Consider the following 16,783-nt stretch of genomic DNA (forward strand, 5'->3'; position numbering starts at 1 on the left):
AAGCCAGCGAAGCGCCCAGGCGCAGCTCAGTTCACGATAAGTACAGCGGTCAAAAAGCCCGCATAGATACCGAACCCGCCGAGCAGCGCCCCTGCTGTCAGGCGCCGCAAGCGTCCGAGCAACATCAGTAGTGCCACCGCGGCGAGGGTGACGGTCCCCGCGATCAGCAGGCTGGAGTCAAAATGCCAGGGCGTGAACCCGATTCCCAGGGCGGACGGAATCGTTGCCTGAATCATCATGGAGCCGGCGATATTGGCCATGGCAAGTTCGGTTTTGCCCTGACGCACCCAGATGACGGCATTGAGAATTTCCGGCAACTCCGTCGCCACGGGGGCAAAAAGTAACGCCACGACGGCTGGCGACAGCCCCAGATCTGGCCCAAGATTCTCCAACTGCGCCACAAACACCTGGGAGGCAACGAATATCACCGCAAGAGTTCCGGCAGTTTGGACGCCGATCGCCCATCCGGCAGGTACCGACCGACTCGGCTGCAGGCGCAGCCGATCTAGCTCGTCGCTCCGATGCGCCCCCGCACAACTTGCTTGACGCACCTCCAGCACCACGAAAACGACGTAGGCAACGAGAAAGGCCCAGCCCAGCCACGGTTTCCAGCTGAAGACCAGTACCCCCAGCGCGACCTTTAGGGCGAAAATGACGAGGAACCACGTCTGATCGCCCACCACATTCCTCCCCCCCGCAGGCCGCGAAATCAGCGAACGCGAGGTGAGCGCAAGAACAACGCCGATCGTGGCGTAGGCGAGCGTTGATAGCACCAGTGGTCCGCCCATGGCGGCCCCTACCCCTACCTCTTTGCTGGCAGGGGTATCGCCGAGCACCACCGCAACGAAGGTCACCACGCTTTCTGGGAGCGCAGTGCCCACGGCTGCCAAGACAGATCCGATAGCTATGCTGCCCATTTTCAGCCGGGAACCCAGCCATTCGACGGCGTTAATAAACCAGGTGCACGCCACATAGATGGCAACAGCCGAGACAATGAGCAGTGAAATAGCGGAGAACAACGGAGTGCGGTTTCCTTAGGGCATCGAAGGTCTCGTCCACCCAAAAATGCTTTCCGGAACCCGCTCGCGGGCATGTCAGGCATTTCGTTTCGGGCCCGGGCGCCGGGCACCTGTTGGCGCCAGAATGTCGACAGATCCGGTAGCGGACTACTCCCCTTCAGCCGCGACCCTACCGCAGCAAAACGGCTCCCTACTCCAATGTGGAATGCCGAAAAAATGAACAAAGGATGCCCGAAAAGTGTTGCGCGGCAATGCCTGCGACCAACTACGGGCACACCCTGGAGAGTGCTCAGCAGCAGCTCAGGCCGCCGGGCTAGCCGCGTGCAGGTAGATCACTGTTGCCCACATGCTGCTTCAGCCACTGCACCAACGGCGTGATCTGTCGCCAACTCTTGCTGATCTCTGTCTTTGCCTGCGGCGTATCAATCCACGCGGGCGCCCCGATCATTTTGCGGGCCACCAACGTCTTGTACTTCAACAGTTCGGCTCGCTCGTGGTCCTTGGCAAACCCTGACGGCACCCTGCTCAGCTGCTCACCATGAATCTCGAACTTCGCTTTTCGTAAGGTGGCCAGAATTTTGTCCAGCGCCCCGGCATGGAGATCGTTGTCGATTGCCGCCCGATACCTGGCGACCTGGTCGGGCATGGTCCGCCAGAATCCACCCGCCACCGCCAAGCCCTCGGCGCCGACCTCCACATACAACGCGCTCTCATCGAACCAGAGTCCCTGGTGGGTTTTGTACGGTGTCTTGTCTTTTGCGAATCGAACATCTCGGAATGGTCGAAAGAGCTTGCCGTGGCCAAACTCTGGCTCCATCTCGAGTGCCAACGCGGCCATCGGGGCCTTCACCGACACGTCATAGATGTGTTTGTTGGCGGCCCAGAAGATTTTGCTGTTGTCGACTTCCAGGTCCTCGTAGAAGTCCAGCGCGGTGAGCGGGATCCCGGTGAAACTCACGAAAGCTCCTTAGTCGATTGTCTGTTCCTGCTCGTCGCCGTCCTACAGATCATGCTGCCAGGCCTCCGGCCAGCAAGCCACGCGGACTTCGGCATCAGCAGCCGTAAGCTCACCGCTGTGACCGAAGCAGAAAAGTCAATCCTGACCATCACCCCCGCGCACCCGGTGCAGGGGTATCTGCGCGGCGTACACGTCAGGGCGATGGGGCTGCTCCTGTTGGGATGCGTCGTGATCGCGGTAGTTGCCGCTGTGTCCAATTTCGATCGACCCAGCCAGATTTGGCCGCCGCTCGCGCTCGTGGCGATCATTGTGCTGCCATCCATCGGTTTCAGCTTCTGGGCGCTGCGCCGTTCGACGCTCGAAGTCACCACGTCATCGCTAATCTTGCGCAAGGGCCGCCGCCCACCGCTCGTGTTTCCGCGCGAGAAGCTCTCCCTGGTAAGGGAAATTCGCGAGTTTAAACTCGGGCTTGGCGCCAAAGGCCCGGCGCTGTTGTTCTTTGATCTTGACGGGTTAGCAATCCTGACGATGTCGTGCGACAGCTGGAGCGACACTGATCGGTCGGCGCTGTTGACGGCTTTGGATTCGCCGAAACTCGAAGTCGTCACCGAACCGTTGAACCGCAAGCAGTTCTTGATGCGCTTCCCGGACGCCATGACGGCCATCACCCAGAAGTCGATGGATAACCAAAAGTTCCTCAACTACGTGGTGCTTGCGACCGCCGCTGGCGTTATCTTGTGGGCCATCGTCAGCAACTAGTTTCCTCGCAACGGGTGCTAGCCTTCGAGCGTGCTTCCACTCCTCGTGCTGAGACCCGCTCATCCGCTGCGAGGTTATTTCAAGTCCGCCGCATTTCGCGCACACCTCCTCTTCCCGTTCGCGGTGTGGTTCGGGTACTTCGTCATAGCCCCGGCAAACGGGCGGACGAGTGCGGCGGGGATCGTCCTCATCGTCCTGTCTTTGGCCGCGGTTCCCTACGGGATCCGGCTCGCTCGCCACCTGTCGTTCGAGGTCAACGACGAGAACATTGTGCTCCGAACCACTCCCGCCCGCACAACCATCATTCCTCTTCGCGATATCGCCAGCGTGTTGCTGGTGCGGTCCCTCGCACAGCCGCTGGGGCCCGCGAACACCGTTTACATCGTTCGCAACGCAGCGGGCAACGCTCTGTTCAGGTGGGTACCAGACGCGTGGGCACCGGAACAGTGGACGGCGCTACTGCACCGCCTACCGCCTGGCCCTGTTGAAGTGGTGGACCAGCCCATCACAACCAAAGAACTGCGGGTTCGCTATCCGAATCTGGTCCGACCCGAGGAACTTGGCCGCGCTAAGAAGCAACAAAAGACTGCCCGGATCGTCCTAGCGGTCTCGGTCGGTGTTTTCGTTCTTCTGAACGTCACCAGGTTGACCGGGCGCTGAGCCCAACCCACTGTCCGCAGAACCGCGGGCCAGCACCAACACCCCGATGACGGCCACGCTCGCCGAGATGGTCATCACCAGCGCCATCGGAACGGCGGTGTCCTCCCCGCCGAGGCCGACTAGCGGCGCGACGATCGCTGCCAACCCGAATTGACCGGCGCCGATCACCGCCGAGGCACTGCCGATCGCTCGCGGAACTTGGTTCAACGCCAAGCCGGTGGCGTTACCCAGAATCAGCCCGACGCTGGCGCACGAGAAGCACAGCACCGGCAGCACCACCCACGGTGAACGCACTCCCGATGACGTCAACACCAACAGGCACGACGATCCGCCGAGGATACTCAGCACTCCTACGCGCAGGAGCGACCTTGCCGCAAAGCGAGAAACAAGTTGGGCGTTGAGGAACGAGATCGACGTTAGCGACAGGGCATTGACAGCGAACACCAGCGAAAACGACGTGTTGGACATTCCCAGAACGTTTTGCACCAAGAAGGGTGACGCCGAAATGTAGGCGAACAGCACCCCGAACCCGAAGCAGAAACCTGCGGTGTAGCCAAGGAAGTGGCGGTTCCGCACGACCGAACCAGCGGTGTGGACGAACTGGCGCAACCCACCGGAATGACGAAGTTCGGCTGGCAGAGATTCCTTCACCACGAACAGGATCGCGAGCACCATGACGGCGGCAATGCCCGAGATCACCCAGAAGATCCCGCGCCAGCCGATCCAATGGAACAGAGCGCCGCCGGCCAGTGGCGCAATGACAGGGGCAATACCGGTCACCACCGAAAGGAATGAGAACACCTGCACCGCAGCGATTCCCTTCGCCCGGTCAGACACCACGGCTCGACCCAGCACGATGCCCGCCGAGCCACCGAAGCCGGTAACAAACCGGGCGAGGATCAACAGCGACACCGTGGGCGCGAGCGCGCAGGCGATGCAGCCCAGCAAACACAACACCGACCCGATCAGCAGCAAGCCGCGCCGGCCCCAGCGATCGGACAGCGGACCCAGCACCAGCTGGCCGAGCGCGACCCCGAGCAGGAACGCCGTCAAGGTCAGTTGGATGCTGGTGGCGTCGGTCTTCAGCTCCTGCGCCATGGTGACGAATGCGGGCAGATACATATCGATCGACACCGGCCCGACAGCAGATAGGAGCGCCAAGGTTGCAAAGAGAGCCGCGGGAATCGCCTTCGCTGGTGCGCCCGTTGGCCCGGCAGTTTGCCCTGCCGTCTGACCTGCAGTTTGCCCGGCCGGCTGACCGGCAGTTTGACCGGCCGGCGGCCCGGCCGTCTGGCTCGCCGGGGACTTCTGCTGCATGACGGGACATCTCCACTCGCGTCTGGACGTGAATCAGGTATCGATAAGGGCGCGTACCAATGATGGGAATTCACGCCCGGGCAACAATAACTGCTGCGGCCGGTCCGGTCCTTGCACTGCGCAGCTTCCAGGCGCTCCGCAGCTTCCAGGCGCTCCGCAGCTGTCAGACGCTGCGCACCAGTCAGGCACTGCGCAGCAGTCAGACACTGCGCAGCTGCACGACCAACGCCCGGTGATCACTCGCGCTGGCACGAACAGTCCAGGTAGCAACGGCGCTGAAACTTTGCGGGTCGAGGATCACGTGGTCAATGGGGGCGGCCAGGAATGAGGGCAGCCACGAAGGCCATGTGCCGGACCCGCCGGCACCCGCCTGGGTCGCTGCGTCGGCACACGGCAGGAGTGCAAAAGCCGGGTGGTCCACGGTCGCATTGAAGTCGCCAGCGACAATCGTGTTCGAACCTGGGGTGCAGAGCCGAGCCGCCGTCGACGTCTCTGACCGCCATCCGGTAAGCGTCGACGTAAGCCCGGGATTGACCGGGTGCACCGCGATAATCGTTGGGGCAGAGCCGGATTCGCTGACCGGCTCGAGTTTCAACGAGCCATAGCTCAGTAGTGGACCGGGGGCTTGCCGGTAGTCGCCCATGCTTCTGCGGACCATCGCCGATACCGGCAAGGGGTAGGGCTCCGGGGTGCTCATCGAGAACACCTGGAAGATGAGGCCGCCAGCGGCGAGCAGCTCCGCGGCAGCCTCCGTGGTCTGCTGGTCAGCCTCCGGGAGCGTCACGATGTCGGCGTCGGCGGTTCGTACCAGGTCGGCGAGCTGCTGGGGGGTGGTGGCGGTGTCGAAGGTGTTGAACTGCACGACGGTGATGTCGGGGTCCGCAACAGGTTCGCTCTTGCCTCCCCGCGCCAACACAGTGCCGGCGTGAATCGCTCCGGTGAACAGCAGCGCTGCACAGATTGTCAGCACCACAGGCGACCGGAGCCGGCCGCGGGTCACTGCGACGACGGCCACCAGCGCCGCAAGTGTGGCGCAGACCAGACCAGCGATGACCTTGAGACTGATTATCTGGGCGAGGACCGGCCAGCCCGACACTCCGAGTGGCCGGGCTAACAGGCTCACTACACACAGCAGTACGACGATTGATGCTGATGTGCGACCTAACAACCGGGTCCAAGAGGTTCGCAAGCCCCGTTCGGCAGTATTCGTCATACTCACACCATGACATGAGCAGCAGCCGCCGCCTGATCTGATAGGGACATCTCCACGGCGCTTTTTGCTCGTAGACAGGGAGAGCCTTGTTTCAACTTCCATGCCCGGACTAAATTGCTCGACGGCCAACCCCGGGCTGTTGTTCACCGAGATTAGGCACGTGACCTGTCGCTCTGGTCCGTCAAGTTATCAGAGCGGCAACGCCCGTTGGACGCGATGGGTGGGTCTACCCGTAACCGGAGCCAGCAGTGCGAGCCGGGGCTGAAGCACAGACGGCGCGTGAGCAATTGCAACTGCGGGACATCAGTGGAGACGCCGGACTGGAACGTCGACCTCGACTGCACCGTGCCTGGCGGATTGCTCGACGCGCAATACGGCGCGTCCGGGCTGCTCCGCCACCGCCTCTACCAACTCACCATCGCGAAAGAGGATGGCGGCATAGTCGTCGACTGCGTATCCGTTGGCGAGCGACCCGTCGGCTACCCAACCCACGTACTTCTCACGCCGGCCGGGCTCCCCCAGGTAATGGGGGCAGGCACTGGCATTGATGAAGCCAAGGCCGTCTCCCAAGGGTGACAGCGGGCCGAACGAGTCGGTCGACGAACTCTCGAACCAGCAATTCATGCCAGCGCTGACACCGGCGAGGATCGCGCCTTTCGCGGCGGCCTCAGCGAGAATGGCGGGCAATCCGTGCAGCCGCCAGACGGCAAGGAGATTCGCAGTCGATCCCCCGCCGACGTAGATCACGTCCTGTTCCAGGAGCATTTCAGGCTTGGTGTAACCCCACGGGTCATGGCAAAACAGCGAGAGCACCGAGGTCTGAGCACGCCCGTTGAACGCAGCTTCGAATCGCTGACTGTAGCTATCAGCGTCGCCGCTCGCGGTCGGCACGAAACAGACTCGCGGGCGATTCTTGCCTGTAAGGTCCAGGAGGAAATCGTCGATGGCGGACTTGCCGTCATCGGACATCGAGAAGCCGCCACCGCCGAGCGCGAGGATTGTGCCAAGCATGCGCTCAGACTAACGCGATCCGTAGCCGGGGGTTGCATCTGAAGTGACTGAAGTTGGCACTCCTGAGGTCCTTGTCCGGACGCGAGAAGCCATGCCGGACGGAGCATTGGCGACCTTCATCGCCAAGAACTGGCTGGAGTCTCACTGCGGATCTGGTGGGCGTACGTCGCGATCTTTCTTACTCGGCGTTGCACCGCCGCTCGGCCTCGGCTTGCGCGGCACGCGAGCGCGCCGCCCTTCGGTCATAGATCATCTGCGCCGGGATCGATACGAACAGGATCAGCAGCGCCCAGAAGTTAATCGGTCCCACGAGCACACCGACTACCAGCGCGACCAAGAACGCGGCCGTGACCGCGACACTCGTAAATATCTGCAAGGCGGAGATCGGATTCGCTGTGTCCTCCAGCGTGGGATTCCGGTGTACCAGCAACACCATGGCCGTCAATACCAGCGCGTTCGCCGCCATCGTGCCGATGTAGAAGCCAACCGTGAGCGATGACGTTGGAAACTGCGAGATCATTTCGGTGGGAAACGGGAGCAGCACAATGGTGAAGACCCACACAATGTTGAGCAGCATTAACGGTGCGTTATAGGCCGCAACGTGCTCGAACGTTGAGTGGTGGGAGACCCACAGGCGAGCAATCACCGCGAAACTCATGGTGAGCCCGATGAGCTGTGACTCGTTCTGGGCTAGAAACTGCCCTGCGCTGTAACCAGTGGTCGAAGCTTTGGCGACTGAGTCGACCACCGGCAAAATTAGTAGCGTGATTGCGATGGCGGTAACTGCGTCCGTGAAGAACACCAGTCGATTCAGGCCCAGTGTTGTCTGCATGCACTTAGGCTAGAGCCTGAGTGAGAGCACAAGGCACGTTTGGAGCTCATACGGGAGGCGCTGGCGAAGGACGCCACATAAAACGGCACCCACGGCGTCTCACAAAAGGATGCAATGCTGGCGGCTTAGGAGCCAACCGGGAACAAGGACCTTGACGGGGAATTCACCGGGCGATAGCTGCAACTTAGCGCTCAGGGCCGTCCCCTCCCGTCGAATGGCCTTAGGGGTGCGGGAGGCAGGATCGACGCGCGAATGGTTCCGCAATCCGCGGCGGGAGGACAGCCAGCAGTAGTCTCCGCCGCCTGGGGTGACTACCTTTACGGGCCGCCGAGAAGGCCGTAGGACAGGTAACTATCGGACTCCTGCTGCACGTACATCACAGTGCTGCGGGTGGCCCCGCAGTCAGTGCGCTGGTCCTGCGAGGTGGTCTTCACCCACAAAGTCCAGCCAAGTACCGGAACGGCTGGCCTGATTGAGGACAGCGGATACGACGGACCTCCTGGCAGCGACATTGGGTCTGCGTCGATCTGTTCGCGCGTGGAAGTCGTACCTTGCGTTTGATAGTCGCGGTCGCAGTAAGTGATTCGCTCGGGGCAGCCCAGAAGGCGAAGGAGTGATACACGAGGCGGTATTACAGGAGTCCGCCGCCGCACAGCATCGCGAAGAGCAGCACAACGACCATCAGCGCCGTCCGCCACCGCCGGGCAAGCCACAACTCTGCGTTAGCCACAACACGACCCTAACAACGGCGGATGCCCCACGTGCCTCAACGCAAGAAGTCTTCATCGACCACCGAACCCAGCTCATGAGTGTCAGGCGAGAAGATCACGCTGATCTCCTACGCGCCGTTCGAGCACCCGTCTCTGTGGAGGGAGGTGGGACCCGTCTACATTCACGCGGCGCGCTGCGAAGGTTATGTATCGACCGGCAAGCTACCAGCGCAGCTGGCCGTCGGTCCCGTGTGCTGCGCACCCACCGAACCGATGGCTCGAACTAAGCGGATCTCAGTGGTGAACCACACAGCAGCAATCCCACCGCTTCAAGCCCACCATGAGGCGCAGTTTTCGGCCCGAATGATGAACGATGGCGGGCCCGGCAGAACGGCTAGATTTTCGCCATCTCGCTGGCGTACCGCCCGGATAAGTGATGACCTTCGCCACTTCTCGCGTGTCTGCGCATCATTTAGCGTGGAGCACAAGGCCGTGTGCCCTCACGATTGTGGGAGGGACTTCCATAACGATGTTGGCGCAGTCGCAAGCGGTGGGTGCCTTGGCTGGCAGGGATTACCTTCGGCGGCGATGCGGTGGCTAAGAATCTGGGCCATGTCCAACCAGGTCAAACATCGTTCGCCTTCGAGACACGAATCGCAGGGCCAACGAGCGGCGGGTCCGAGGAGGAAGAAATGGCACGTTGGCCCTTCTCCAATGACGCCCTCCGGGCCATGTACGCAGGGGGACACGGCAACGCGACCGCCCGCCGGTTCGCGCAGTTCTGGGCAACTGTCCAGAGCGCTGGTGTGGTCCCCAAACGGTGGGTGACCCTTGAGGTCGTTGGCCGCCGCACCGGCAGGATTACCCGGTTTCCGCTCGGCATGGCCGACTGCAACGGGAATTGGTACGTGGTGTCGATGCTGGGAAACGACTGTAACTGGGTCCGTAACGTGCGGGCAGCAGGCGGGTTTGTCACCATCCGACACGGGCGCTCAATGGCTCGCCGCTTGGTCGAAGTGCCAGTTGATGAGCGGGCTCCCATCCTTCGGCGGTACCTGCAGAAAGTTCCGGGGGCTCGACCGCACATGCCGGTACGTCCAGGAGCCCCCTTGGCGGAGTTCGAGCTGATCGCCTCGGACTACCCCGTTTTCCGCGTCGATGCTATTGCCCCTAACCCCCCGTCCCGTGCGCGCAGCGGCGCATAGACGTCAGCGGACGGATAATCCGAGCTGCGCCCCCTTCGACAAGCTCCGATGTCTGGCTGTGTCGCTTCCCACGGGAGGCAGATTGGTCATGACAGGCCCCCAGTGCAATAGAGCCGGAATGTGGCGATCATCGTCATGGCAGCAGAGAACAGCGCGGACGTCGGAGCTTTGAAAGTGCGCGGCTGCTGAGTGAAAGGGCCAGACACATTCAGAACTGATTCGTGAGGCGGTGGCGAATGACGCCGTCTGAAAGGGACAGCTCCCACCCCGGGGTCTCACCCGAGGACGCGACACAGGCGGCGGCGTGGCCGATCTGGATCGACGATCTCGACGGAAATTTGCCTGGGCGACACTATCGGTCCAGAGATTGTCAGCTCGCCGAGTTCAGAACTGCCCCGTGCCATCGCCCTTAAGCAGTCAATCTAATTACATAGACCTGTCTCTCACATGGCCCCACACGGTCCGATTCCAGCTTCGCGGCATACGACCCGCTAACATCAGCCAGCACTTGCGAATCCGCGTCGACAAGTTTAAAGCTAACAGCGTGTTTTGTTGAGCCATTTGTCAGCGTCGTGGCGATCGAGGCCCTGGTGCCAAGTTGACCGCCGAATTGGCTAGAAGCGCAATCCGCATCCAAACAAATACGCACTTCAAATGGCGCTATACCTTTTTCGGCAACATTTGTGAAATCAACTTCTAGCCCAGAGAACAGGGCAGACGCGTCGCAGGCGACCCCAGTCCCGCAAGATACAAGTGTGACCACTCCCGTAAACGTAGCCAACAATAACCGGCGACGTGCGAGGAAACCTCCTGTTAAAGCCATGAGGGAAAGCTACCTGACTTAAGCACCTAGTGAAAAATTCGAACTAAGAATACGGAGCTGAAATGCCTGCCCGATAGCAGAGGACTAGCTTCTGCTTGATTTGTTAATTCAGGCCCATGAGCGAGAGCGACTGCGTCCGGGAACCCGCCGACTTCGCGTCTTTTTACCGCGTGGTAAACGGAATGAGATTGCCGGGTGCCTCCGCGACTACTCAGACGGACCTGGTCCGGCGGGAGTCGTGGCCTGACGCCATCAACGTCATCAGGCGGATCTTCGACTAGCGGGACTCAGTGAAGGGGGAATGTCCTCGGCCCAACGGCGGGCCGACGGTCATCGTGGCGCTTTGAGCACCAACCTGACTTCAACGACCTGGTAGTTGGCCCTGTGGAAAGCTGCCGCCATCGGCAGGTTCGTCATATCCGTCGTTGCAGTGATCCGGTCGGCCCCCGCAGCGGCGTGCATGCGGGTCACCTCGCCTAGTAGGTCGTCTACCAGCCCCTTGCCGCGATAGCCCGGCAGCACACCGAGGTAGCCCACGTTGCGGTTGTACGGCGTCGCCGACGGGACGATGAACCCCACCGGTGTTCCGTCGCCGGCGGTCGCCACCTGCCACCATTGTCGGTCGCCGGGGCAGCTCTCGTAGAACTCGAAGTCGTCTTTGGCTTGGGTGACCTCGTCCATGGACTCCAAAGCCTGGAGCGTCTCGACGTCCAAGGTTCCCCGGGCTGCCGCACCGAACAGTTGAATGAACTCATCGTCCGAGCCGTGCCGGAACGTGACCCGGGTGCTGCTCGCCGGTACCCCGTTGTCCGGCGTCCAGGCGTATTGGCGCCGCTCAATCGAACCAACAATGCCCACGTCAGCCATAGCTGCGATCCGCCAGTCGGCAGCACGGACTGATTGCGGGTCGTCGCGCCAGCCGCCGCGCAGACGCACGGTGTACGGGGGCACACCGCAGTGGCCGGACGACTCTAAGTCAGCATGGCCAGCGCGCAACAACCCGACTGCGGCCGACCGGGGGTCTCCGACCTCGGGCAATAAGTCCAAAGCGTCCAAAGTGCTCGGCGAAGATTCGCCACGTCCCCACCACAGTGCGCGTCCCAGAAGCCGACCCTCATCCTCGATGACCCAGGACCACTCGGGCCGCATGCGGCCGGCCTCGAAGTCGTCGCGAACCTGCTTGCGGGACAGGCTCACCACTCCGGGGTCGTCGGGAAATTCAACAAGGGCATCGACGTCACCAGCGGTGGCTCGGCGAGTCTTCACACACTTATCCCTACCAGTGATGAAAATTTGCCGGCGGCCACTCCCCTGGAACTAAGACCGCAGACGCACAGCCGCTACCACACAGCCGGCTTCTGCCTCCGCGCACAACATGCGCCTACCGCAGGTGGGGTTGAGATAGATCCCGTGCAACCCGCGAGAGGCTCTGAACGGAGCTGTCGTCGGCTTCGATTTGATGCCCTCCGAATTTTTACGGTTTGAGGATTCGGACCCGGCTGAGCGCGAATGTCACCCAACCGAAGAGCACGGTGAAGGCGGCTATCGCGAGGCAATACAGAGCCACCGATCCGTAGCCGGTCGCCGGGTCCAAAAACGGATATGGCACCCAGCCATCAGTCGCACCGCGGATCAGGATCACGACCAGCCAGACGACGGGGTAGACCAGCACGATCCAGAGCCGCTTGTATGCCAGAGGCTTACGGTCGGCGAATAGCACCCAATCGACCAGAGCATAGATCGGGATGATGATGTGCAGGATGTTGCTCGACCACCGGAGGTCGAACGATCCGGCGAGCGAGGCGCCGGCCAAGAGCGTGTTGTAAACGATCCCGACAATCACGATGATTGTTGTCGCGACCGCGCGGAGGTAAATCACCCAGGGAGGCTGCTCCTTACGGCCAAAGATGAAATAGGCGGACGCCAAAAAGGCCACCATGGTGATGATGTTGCTCTGAATAGTGAAGTAACCGAAGAAATTGAACGGATTGATCACGGTGCGGGCCGCGCTATAGGCGTACTGGCCGATGACTGCCACCAGGATTGCGAGACCGGCTACGAGCCTGAGAGTCCCAAAGAGTCGCTTCACTGATGTCCACCAATCTGGTTGCACTGCGCGACCTCGATGAATAGTGCGTGCACCACAACTTTCGTTGAGCATAGTGTCGGGCGCTAGCCGTCCTGCACTGATGACGTATGAAATGCGAGCTTCTCGGACCCGCCCTTCTCGTCAAAACGGCTACTTCAAGGCCGGACTCGCCCGTGTACCCGCCGGCCCAGGGTCCTGGCAAACGGTCGAGAACCTCGAGCTCGCGACCCTCGGATGGGTCCACTGGCACAACATCCAGCGACTCCAGGGCTACCTCGGCGAAATCCCGCCCGCCGAGTTCGAGGACACGTTCTATGCTGGCCAAACCACGAGCACTCAGCTGGTGGGAATCAAATAGCGTAAGTCTCCATCAGACCCAGGGCGCTCCATCTAACTCCTCGAGGCACTTCGGTATGCACTTCAGTACCACCAAAGGGCACAAATGTGTCAGCCGAATTGCACCATGCGCTCCCTTGTCGCCGCCATCCTGACGCGGTAGGGAAACAATCACCATTGCGACTGGAGGCATCATGGGCAAGCTGATCTACGCGGCCAACATTTCACTGGACGGCTACCTCGAGGATGAGAGCGGCTCCTTTGGTTGGTCATTGCCGGATGCGGAAGTGCACCAGTTTTGGAACGAGCACGAGCGGCGCATTGGCACGTCCTTATACGGCCGTCGCATGTACGAGACGATGGCCGTCTGGGAGGACGACGACTGGTTGACGGGCGAGCCGGCCGTCGTCCGCGAGTACGCCAACATCTGGCGCGATACGGACAAAGTCGTGTACTCCAGGACACTCGACCGAGCCTCCACAGCGCGCACGAGGATCGAGCGGCAGTTCGAACCTGAGGCGGTTCGCAAGCTCAAGGAGACATCTCGCTCGGACTTGAGCATCGGGGGCGCGGAGCTAGGGGCGCAGGCGTTCCAATACGGGCTGGTCGACGAGTGCGTGCTCCTCCTGAGCCCCGCGGTCGTGGGCGGCGGCAAACCGGCGCTTCCCCGCGGCGTGGGCCTCACCCTCGAGCTACTGGACCACCGACGGTTCGCCAACGGCGTGATCTTCCTGCGCCACGCAATAAGGAGCGCATCGTCCGGAGCGGAGCTAAACGCCACTTGAAGGAACCAGTCGTAGACCGATTTAAGATTCAGGCAACTAGAGTGTGCGCGGTTTAGTCGATGGCGTCATTCCGACAATCTATTAAATTTCTTTCTAACATCTCCACGTGGATGGCAAGGGAGCCTATGAGTTCCTCTGCTCCGATAAGTCCAAACTCTCGGTTTGCCCAATTAGTTCTTCCGTTGTCACATCGTAGACGGAGTAATATACATGCGCTCAAAATCTCCCAATCCGGGAGGCCGATGGGAAGTCGGTGGCCTCATACGAGATCCGAAGCTCGGCGTGGCCGGACGAGAATATGTGTCGAGGATCCGGGCTACTTTCACCACCGCATCGGCTTGTCCGCTTTTATAAGCCCCCAACCATCCCCTTTCTAACTCGTCTGACATGTTGAGCGGACGAATCGGGACACCCACCGCCACCGACCACTGGAAACCCGCATTGAGTCGATTCCTCCTGCGACCAGTGTGCTGCAAGGCAGAGCGCCTAGATCCTCGTCGTGACCCAGCAACGCGGCGTGTTGCTGTTGATGAACTCCGCGCTCGGCCCCAGGTCAGACTGCGACCTTTCGAGCAGTCTTGTAACCGTGCGGTAATGGTGTCTCGCCGCGCCTGAGTGAGCGATGAGCTGACGCTCAAGCGGAACGGCTACTTCGGTTAACTGTCTCGCGCTCTCACGGAAGGGAGAACCTTGGCGATGATCACCACGAGCAACCCCACTACTGGAACGATCGTGAGTCCGAGGCGCAGCGTCGCGGCATCCGCTATCGCACCGACGAGAGGTGGCGACACGAGAAAGCCGATGCGCAGCAACCAGCTGACCAGGGTCAGCGCCGTTCCCGGGCGAAAGCCGTCGAGTTCGTCGGCGGCTTGCATCGCAGAGGGGATGAGCGTCGCGACGCCGAGGCCCGCGAGGCCGAAACCTACGATGGTTGCGGGTATCGACGGAAACCACAGCGCCATGCCCATGCCGACGACGACGATGGCACCGCCGCTACGGGCGACGGCACGCTGGCCGAAGCGGTCGACGAGGCGGTCGCCGAAGATTCGGCCCACGAACTGCATCCCTTGCAGGGCGACGAACCCGATGCCGGCGACGAAAGCGGATGCTTCGAGCGGCCCGTTGAGGTAGATCACCGACCATGACGCCCCTGAGTCTTCGACTATCGCGCCCGCAGAGGCGATGAGCACGAGTGCCACAAGGATCGCCCACTTCAGGACTCCCGCGCCGCGTCGAGGCGTGGGGTCGCTTGAGGTGACAGGGGGTTTGGCGACCTCCGCGGGTTCGGGTCCGGGGAGAAGAAAGCGATAGGAGAACACCGCAAGTCCGCCGAAGATTACCGCCGAGATCGCGAGATGCAGGGGAATGGGTATACGCGCCTGGGCCGCGGCCGCTCCGAGCACGCCGCCGAGTACGGCGCCGACGCTCCAGATGGCGTGAAACGAGTTGAGTATTGACCGGTTGAAGAGTCGCTGCACCCGCAACCCGTGTGAGTTCTGTGCGACATCGGTGATGGAGTCCATCGCGCCGGCCAATGCCATGCCTAACGCGAGAGTGAGCCAAATCGAGCCCGAACCTGCGAGGACGATGCCGGCCGCCGTGACAAGGGTCGACACCACTGCGACCCGGGATGACCGAAACCGTCTGACGAGGAAGCCTGCGCTGAGCCCTGCGACGAGCGCGCCCAGCGGAAAAGCCGCTACAGCGAGCCCGAACGCGGTGTTGGTTAGCTCAAGGTTGCGCATCACTTCCGGGTAGCGCGGCAAGAAGTTGGCGAAGAGAGCGCCGTTGGTCAGAAATAGACCGGAGACCGCGAGGCGAGCGCGACGGGTCTCGATACTCGGGCGGCTTTCGCTCCGCGCTGTCCGCGTCACATCTATCCCGTTTCACCTAAGAGAACCTACGAAAAACCGTGAACGTTCACGGCATCTTGTCACCACAGTACGGTGGGCACATGGCAACCATCAAACGCCGAGCAACGATCATCGACGTCGCGCGTGTCGCCGGGGTTTCGAGACAGACCGTGACGCGCGCACTCAATGGCCTGCCAGATGTGAGTCCCGCAACCCGAGCGCGTGTCGTGGACACCGCCCGATCTCTGAGATACCGACCGAACCGCGCGGCGCAGGGACTCGTTCACGGCGGCGGAGTGACGGTCGGCTTGGTGGTTGAAGACCTCCGTAACCCGTATTTTCCCGAGCTCGCGTCTGCCCTTAGCCGTATCGCTACCGATCGAGGCTGGAGCCTTGTGCTGTGCGACATTGGCGCCGAGGAAGGAAGAGCGCGACTAAGCCTGGCAGCCCTAGTGCATAGGGTGGATGCCCTGTTGCTTACTGGATGCCGGACGGACACCGTCGCGTTGTTGCCTCCCGAGGCATTGCGGGGGGTCGGGCTGGGAATACCTCTCGTGATGCTCGACGGTGAAGAAAGCCCCCATCTGGACGCGGTGGTGCGCATTGACAACAGAACAGGGGTTTACGCGGCACTATCCCATCTGCGCGATATCGGCCGTCGCCGAATCGGCTTTATCGGGTCCCTACTGGGAAGTTCCCTTCGGAACGATCTTTATCGCAGCTTCCTTACCGAGAACGGACTGGAATGGTCCGAGCAGTCCCAAGTCGTAGTTGAAGAAACTCATCAGGGCGGCATTGATGGGGCAGAACAGCTCATCGCTCAATACCCGGAGATGGATGCTGTGCTTGTCTACAACGACGTGATGGCAATCGGCGCACTGAAAGGCTTCCAGCACACCAAAGTCGAAGTTCCCGCGCGCATCGCGGTTATCGGATTCGACGGCCTCGATATCGGATCGCTTGTCAGCCCCGAACTGACGACGCTGTCGATTGACAAAAGTGAGATCGCTCGCCACGCCATTGAACTGGTATCCAACATTCTGGACGGAACTGCGACCCCCGACGATGGCAGTCGCGAAGTCGGATTGAGTCTGATCCTTCGCGGATCCGCCTGAACCCTCTCATGATCTCCGTCGCGATATGACGTGACGACCACTACGTCGATCTGAGGCGCTTCGGTCCGCTAATTTTCTGCCCCGGTTCGAAAGCCCCA

The 16,783-nt window shown here is 61.4% G+C and carries 17 protein-coding genes and 1 pseudogene; 8 read left to right on the forward strand and 10 right to left on the reverse strand.

Going from position 1 to position 16,783, the window contains the following annotated elements; translation table 11 throughout:
- Positions 1-26: 26 nt before the first annotated feature.
- Together EH165_RS11240 and EH165_RS11245 are read right to left on the reverse strand one after the other, a co-directional pair.
- Complete coding sequence (locus EH165_RS11240) at positions 27-1,019, reverse strand: sodium:calcium antiporter (protein ID WP_124799530.1); 993 nt, start codon at positions 1,017-1,019, stop codon at positions 27-29.
- A gap of 313 nt (positions 1,020-1,332) precedes the next feature.
- On the reverse strand, positions 1,333-1,977 hold the full coding sequence (locus EH165_RS11245) for a DUF2461 domain-containing protein (protein ID WP_124799531.1): 645 nt from the start codon (positions 1,975-1,977) through the stop codon (positions 1,333-1,335).
- A 117-nt stretch (positions 1,978-2,094) separates the two neighbouring features.
- Between EH165_RS11245 and EH165_RS11250 the strand changes: the two genes are divergently transcribed.
- A complete protein-coding gene (locus EH165_RS11250) occupies positions 2,095-2,736 on the forward strand; it encodes a hypothetical protein (protein ID WP_124799532.1) in 642 nt (213 codons plus the stop codon).
- A gap of 30 nt (positions 2,737-2,766) precedes the next feature.
- On the forward strand, positions 2,767-3,396 hold the full coding sequence (locus tag EH165_RS11255; protein WP_124799533.1) for a hypothetical protein: 630 nt from the start codon (positions 2,767-2,769) through the stop codon (positions 3,394-3,396).
- Here the strand turns inward: EH165_RS11255 and EH165_RS11260 are convergent.
- From EH165_RS11260 to EH165_RS11280, 5 genes are all read right to left on the reverse strand, one after another.
- Positions 3,337-4,713 (reverse strand): multidrug effflux MFS transporter, encoded by a 1,377-nt coding sequence (locus tag EH165_RS11260; RefSeq protein ID WP_124799534.1) that lies wholly within the window; start codon positions 4,711-4,713, stop codon positions 3,337-3,339. The two genes, EH165_RS11255 and EH165_RS11260, sit on opposite strands and share 60 nt — an antisense overlap.
- Positions 4,714-4,912: 199 nt before the next feature.
- Complete coding sequence (locus EH165_RS11265; protein WP_164479205.1) at positions 4,913-5,926, reverse strand: endonuclease/exonuclease/phosphatase family protein; 1,014 nt, start codon at positions 5,924-5,926, stop codon at positions 4,913-4,915.
- Between the two features lie 303 nt (positions 5,927-6,229).
- The gene (locus EH165_RS11270; protein ID WP_124799536.1) at positions 6,230-6,937 is read right to left on the reverse strand and encodes a Type 1 glutamine amidotransferase-like domain-containing protein; all 708 of its coding nucleotides are present in this window, start codon (positions 6,935-6,937) and stop codon (positions 6,230-6,232) included.
- A gap of 178 nt (positions 6,938-7,115) precedes the next feature.
- A complete protein-coding gene (locus EH165_RS11275; protein ID WP_124799537.1) occupies positions 7,116-7,769 on the reverse strand; it encodes a TMEM175 family protein in 654 nt (217 codons plus the stop codon).
- Between the two features lie 317 nt (positions 7,770-8,086).
- Complete coding sequence (locus EH165_RS11280) at positions 8,087-8,281, reverse strand: hypothetical protein (protein ID WP_124799538.1); 195 nt, start codon at positions 8,279-8,281, stop codon at positions 8,087-8,089.
- A 297-nt stretch (positions 8,282-8,578) separates the two neighbouring features.
- Here EH165_RS11280 and EH165_RS16875 point away from each other — a divergent pair, with 297 nt between their 5' ends.
- The 3 genes from EH165_RS16875 to EH165_RS15475 all read left to right on the forward strand — a co-directional run bounded on the left by EH165_RS16875 (position 8,579) and on the right by EH165_RS15475 (position 10,788).
- The gene (locus EH165_RS16875; protein WP_124799539.1) at positions 8,579-9,307 is read left to right on the forward strand and encodes a DUF1203 domain-containing protein; all 729 of its coding nucleotides are present in this window, start codon (positions 8,579-8,581) and stop codon (positions 9,305-9,307) included.
- On the forward strand, positions 9,211-9,684 hold the full coding sequence (locus EH165_RS11290) for a nitroreductase/quinone reductase family protein (protein WP_422392112.1): 474 nt from the start codon (positions 9,211-9,213) through the stop codon (positions 9,682-9,684). The genes EH165_RS16875 and EH165_RS11290 overlap by 97 nt, the downstream gene beginning before the upstream one ends.
- Before the next feature lie 939 nt (positions 9,685-10,623).
- Complete coding sequence (locus EH165_RS15475) at positions 10,624-10,788, forward strand: hypothetical protein (RefSeq protein ID WP_164479206.1); 165 nt, start codon at positions 10,624-10,626, stop codon at positions 10,786-10,788.
- A gap of 49 nt (positions 10,789-10,837) precedes the next feature.
- Here the strand turns inward: EH165_RS15475 and EH165_RS11295 are convergent, their stop codons facing one another.
- Positions 10,838-11,773, reverse strand: a complete 936-nt coding sequence (locus tag EH165_RS11295) for a GNAT family N-acetyltransferase (RefSeq protein WP_124799541.1) — start codon at positions 11,771-11,773, stop codon at positions 10,838-10,840.
- A 208-nt stretch (positions 11,774-11,981) separates the two neighbouring features.
- A complete protein-coding gene (locus tag EH165_RS11300; protein WP_124799542.1) occupies positions 11,982-12,596 on the reverse strand; it encodes a Pr6Pr family membrane protein in 615 nt (204 codons plus the stop codon).
- A 145-nt stretch (positions 12,597-12,741) separates the two neighbouring features.
- Here EH165_RS11300 and EH165_RS11305 point away from each other — a divergent pair.
- A pseudogene (locus EH165_RS11305) lies at positions 12,742-12,954 on the forward strand (IS3 family transposase); the annotation flags it as partial.
- A 172-nt stretch (positions 12,955-13,126) separates the two neighbouring features.
- Positions 13,127-13,717, forward strand: coding sequence for a dihydrofolate reductase family protein (locus EH165_RS11310; RefSeq protein WP_124799544.1), 591 nt, complete (start codon positions 13,127-13,129; stop codon positions 13,715-13,717).
- Positions 13,718-14,373: 656 nt separating this feature from the next.
- Here EH165_RS11310 and EH165_RS11315 read toward each other — a convergent pair.
- Positions 14,374-15,591, reverse strand: a complete 1,218-nt coding sequence (locus tag EH165_RS11315; protein WP_206425934.1) for an MFS transporter — start codon at positions 15,589-15,591, stop codon at positions 14,374-14,376.
- Positions 15,592-15,671: 80 nt separating this feature from the next.
- Between EH165_RS11315 and EH165_RS11320 the strand changes: the two genes are divergently transcribed.
- The gene (locus tag EH165_RS11320) at positions 15,672-16,685 is read left to right on the forward strand and encodes a LacI family DNA-binding transcriptional regulator (protein WP_124799545.1); all 1,014 of its coding nucleotides are present in this window, start codon (positions 15,672-15,674) and stop codon (positions 16,683-16,685) included.
- Positions 16,686-16,783: the final 98 nt, after the last annotated feature.

Source organism: Nakamurella antarctica (assembly GCF_003860405.1).
Lineage (GTDB): Bacteria > Actinomycetota > Actinomycetes > Mycobacteriales > Nakamurellaceae > Nakamurella > Nakamurella antarctica.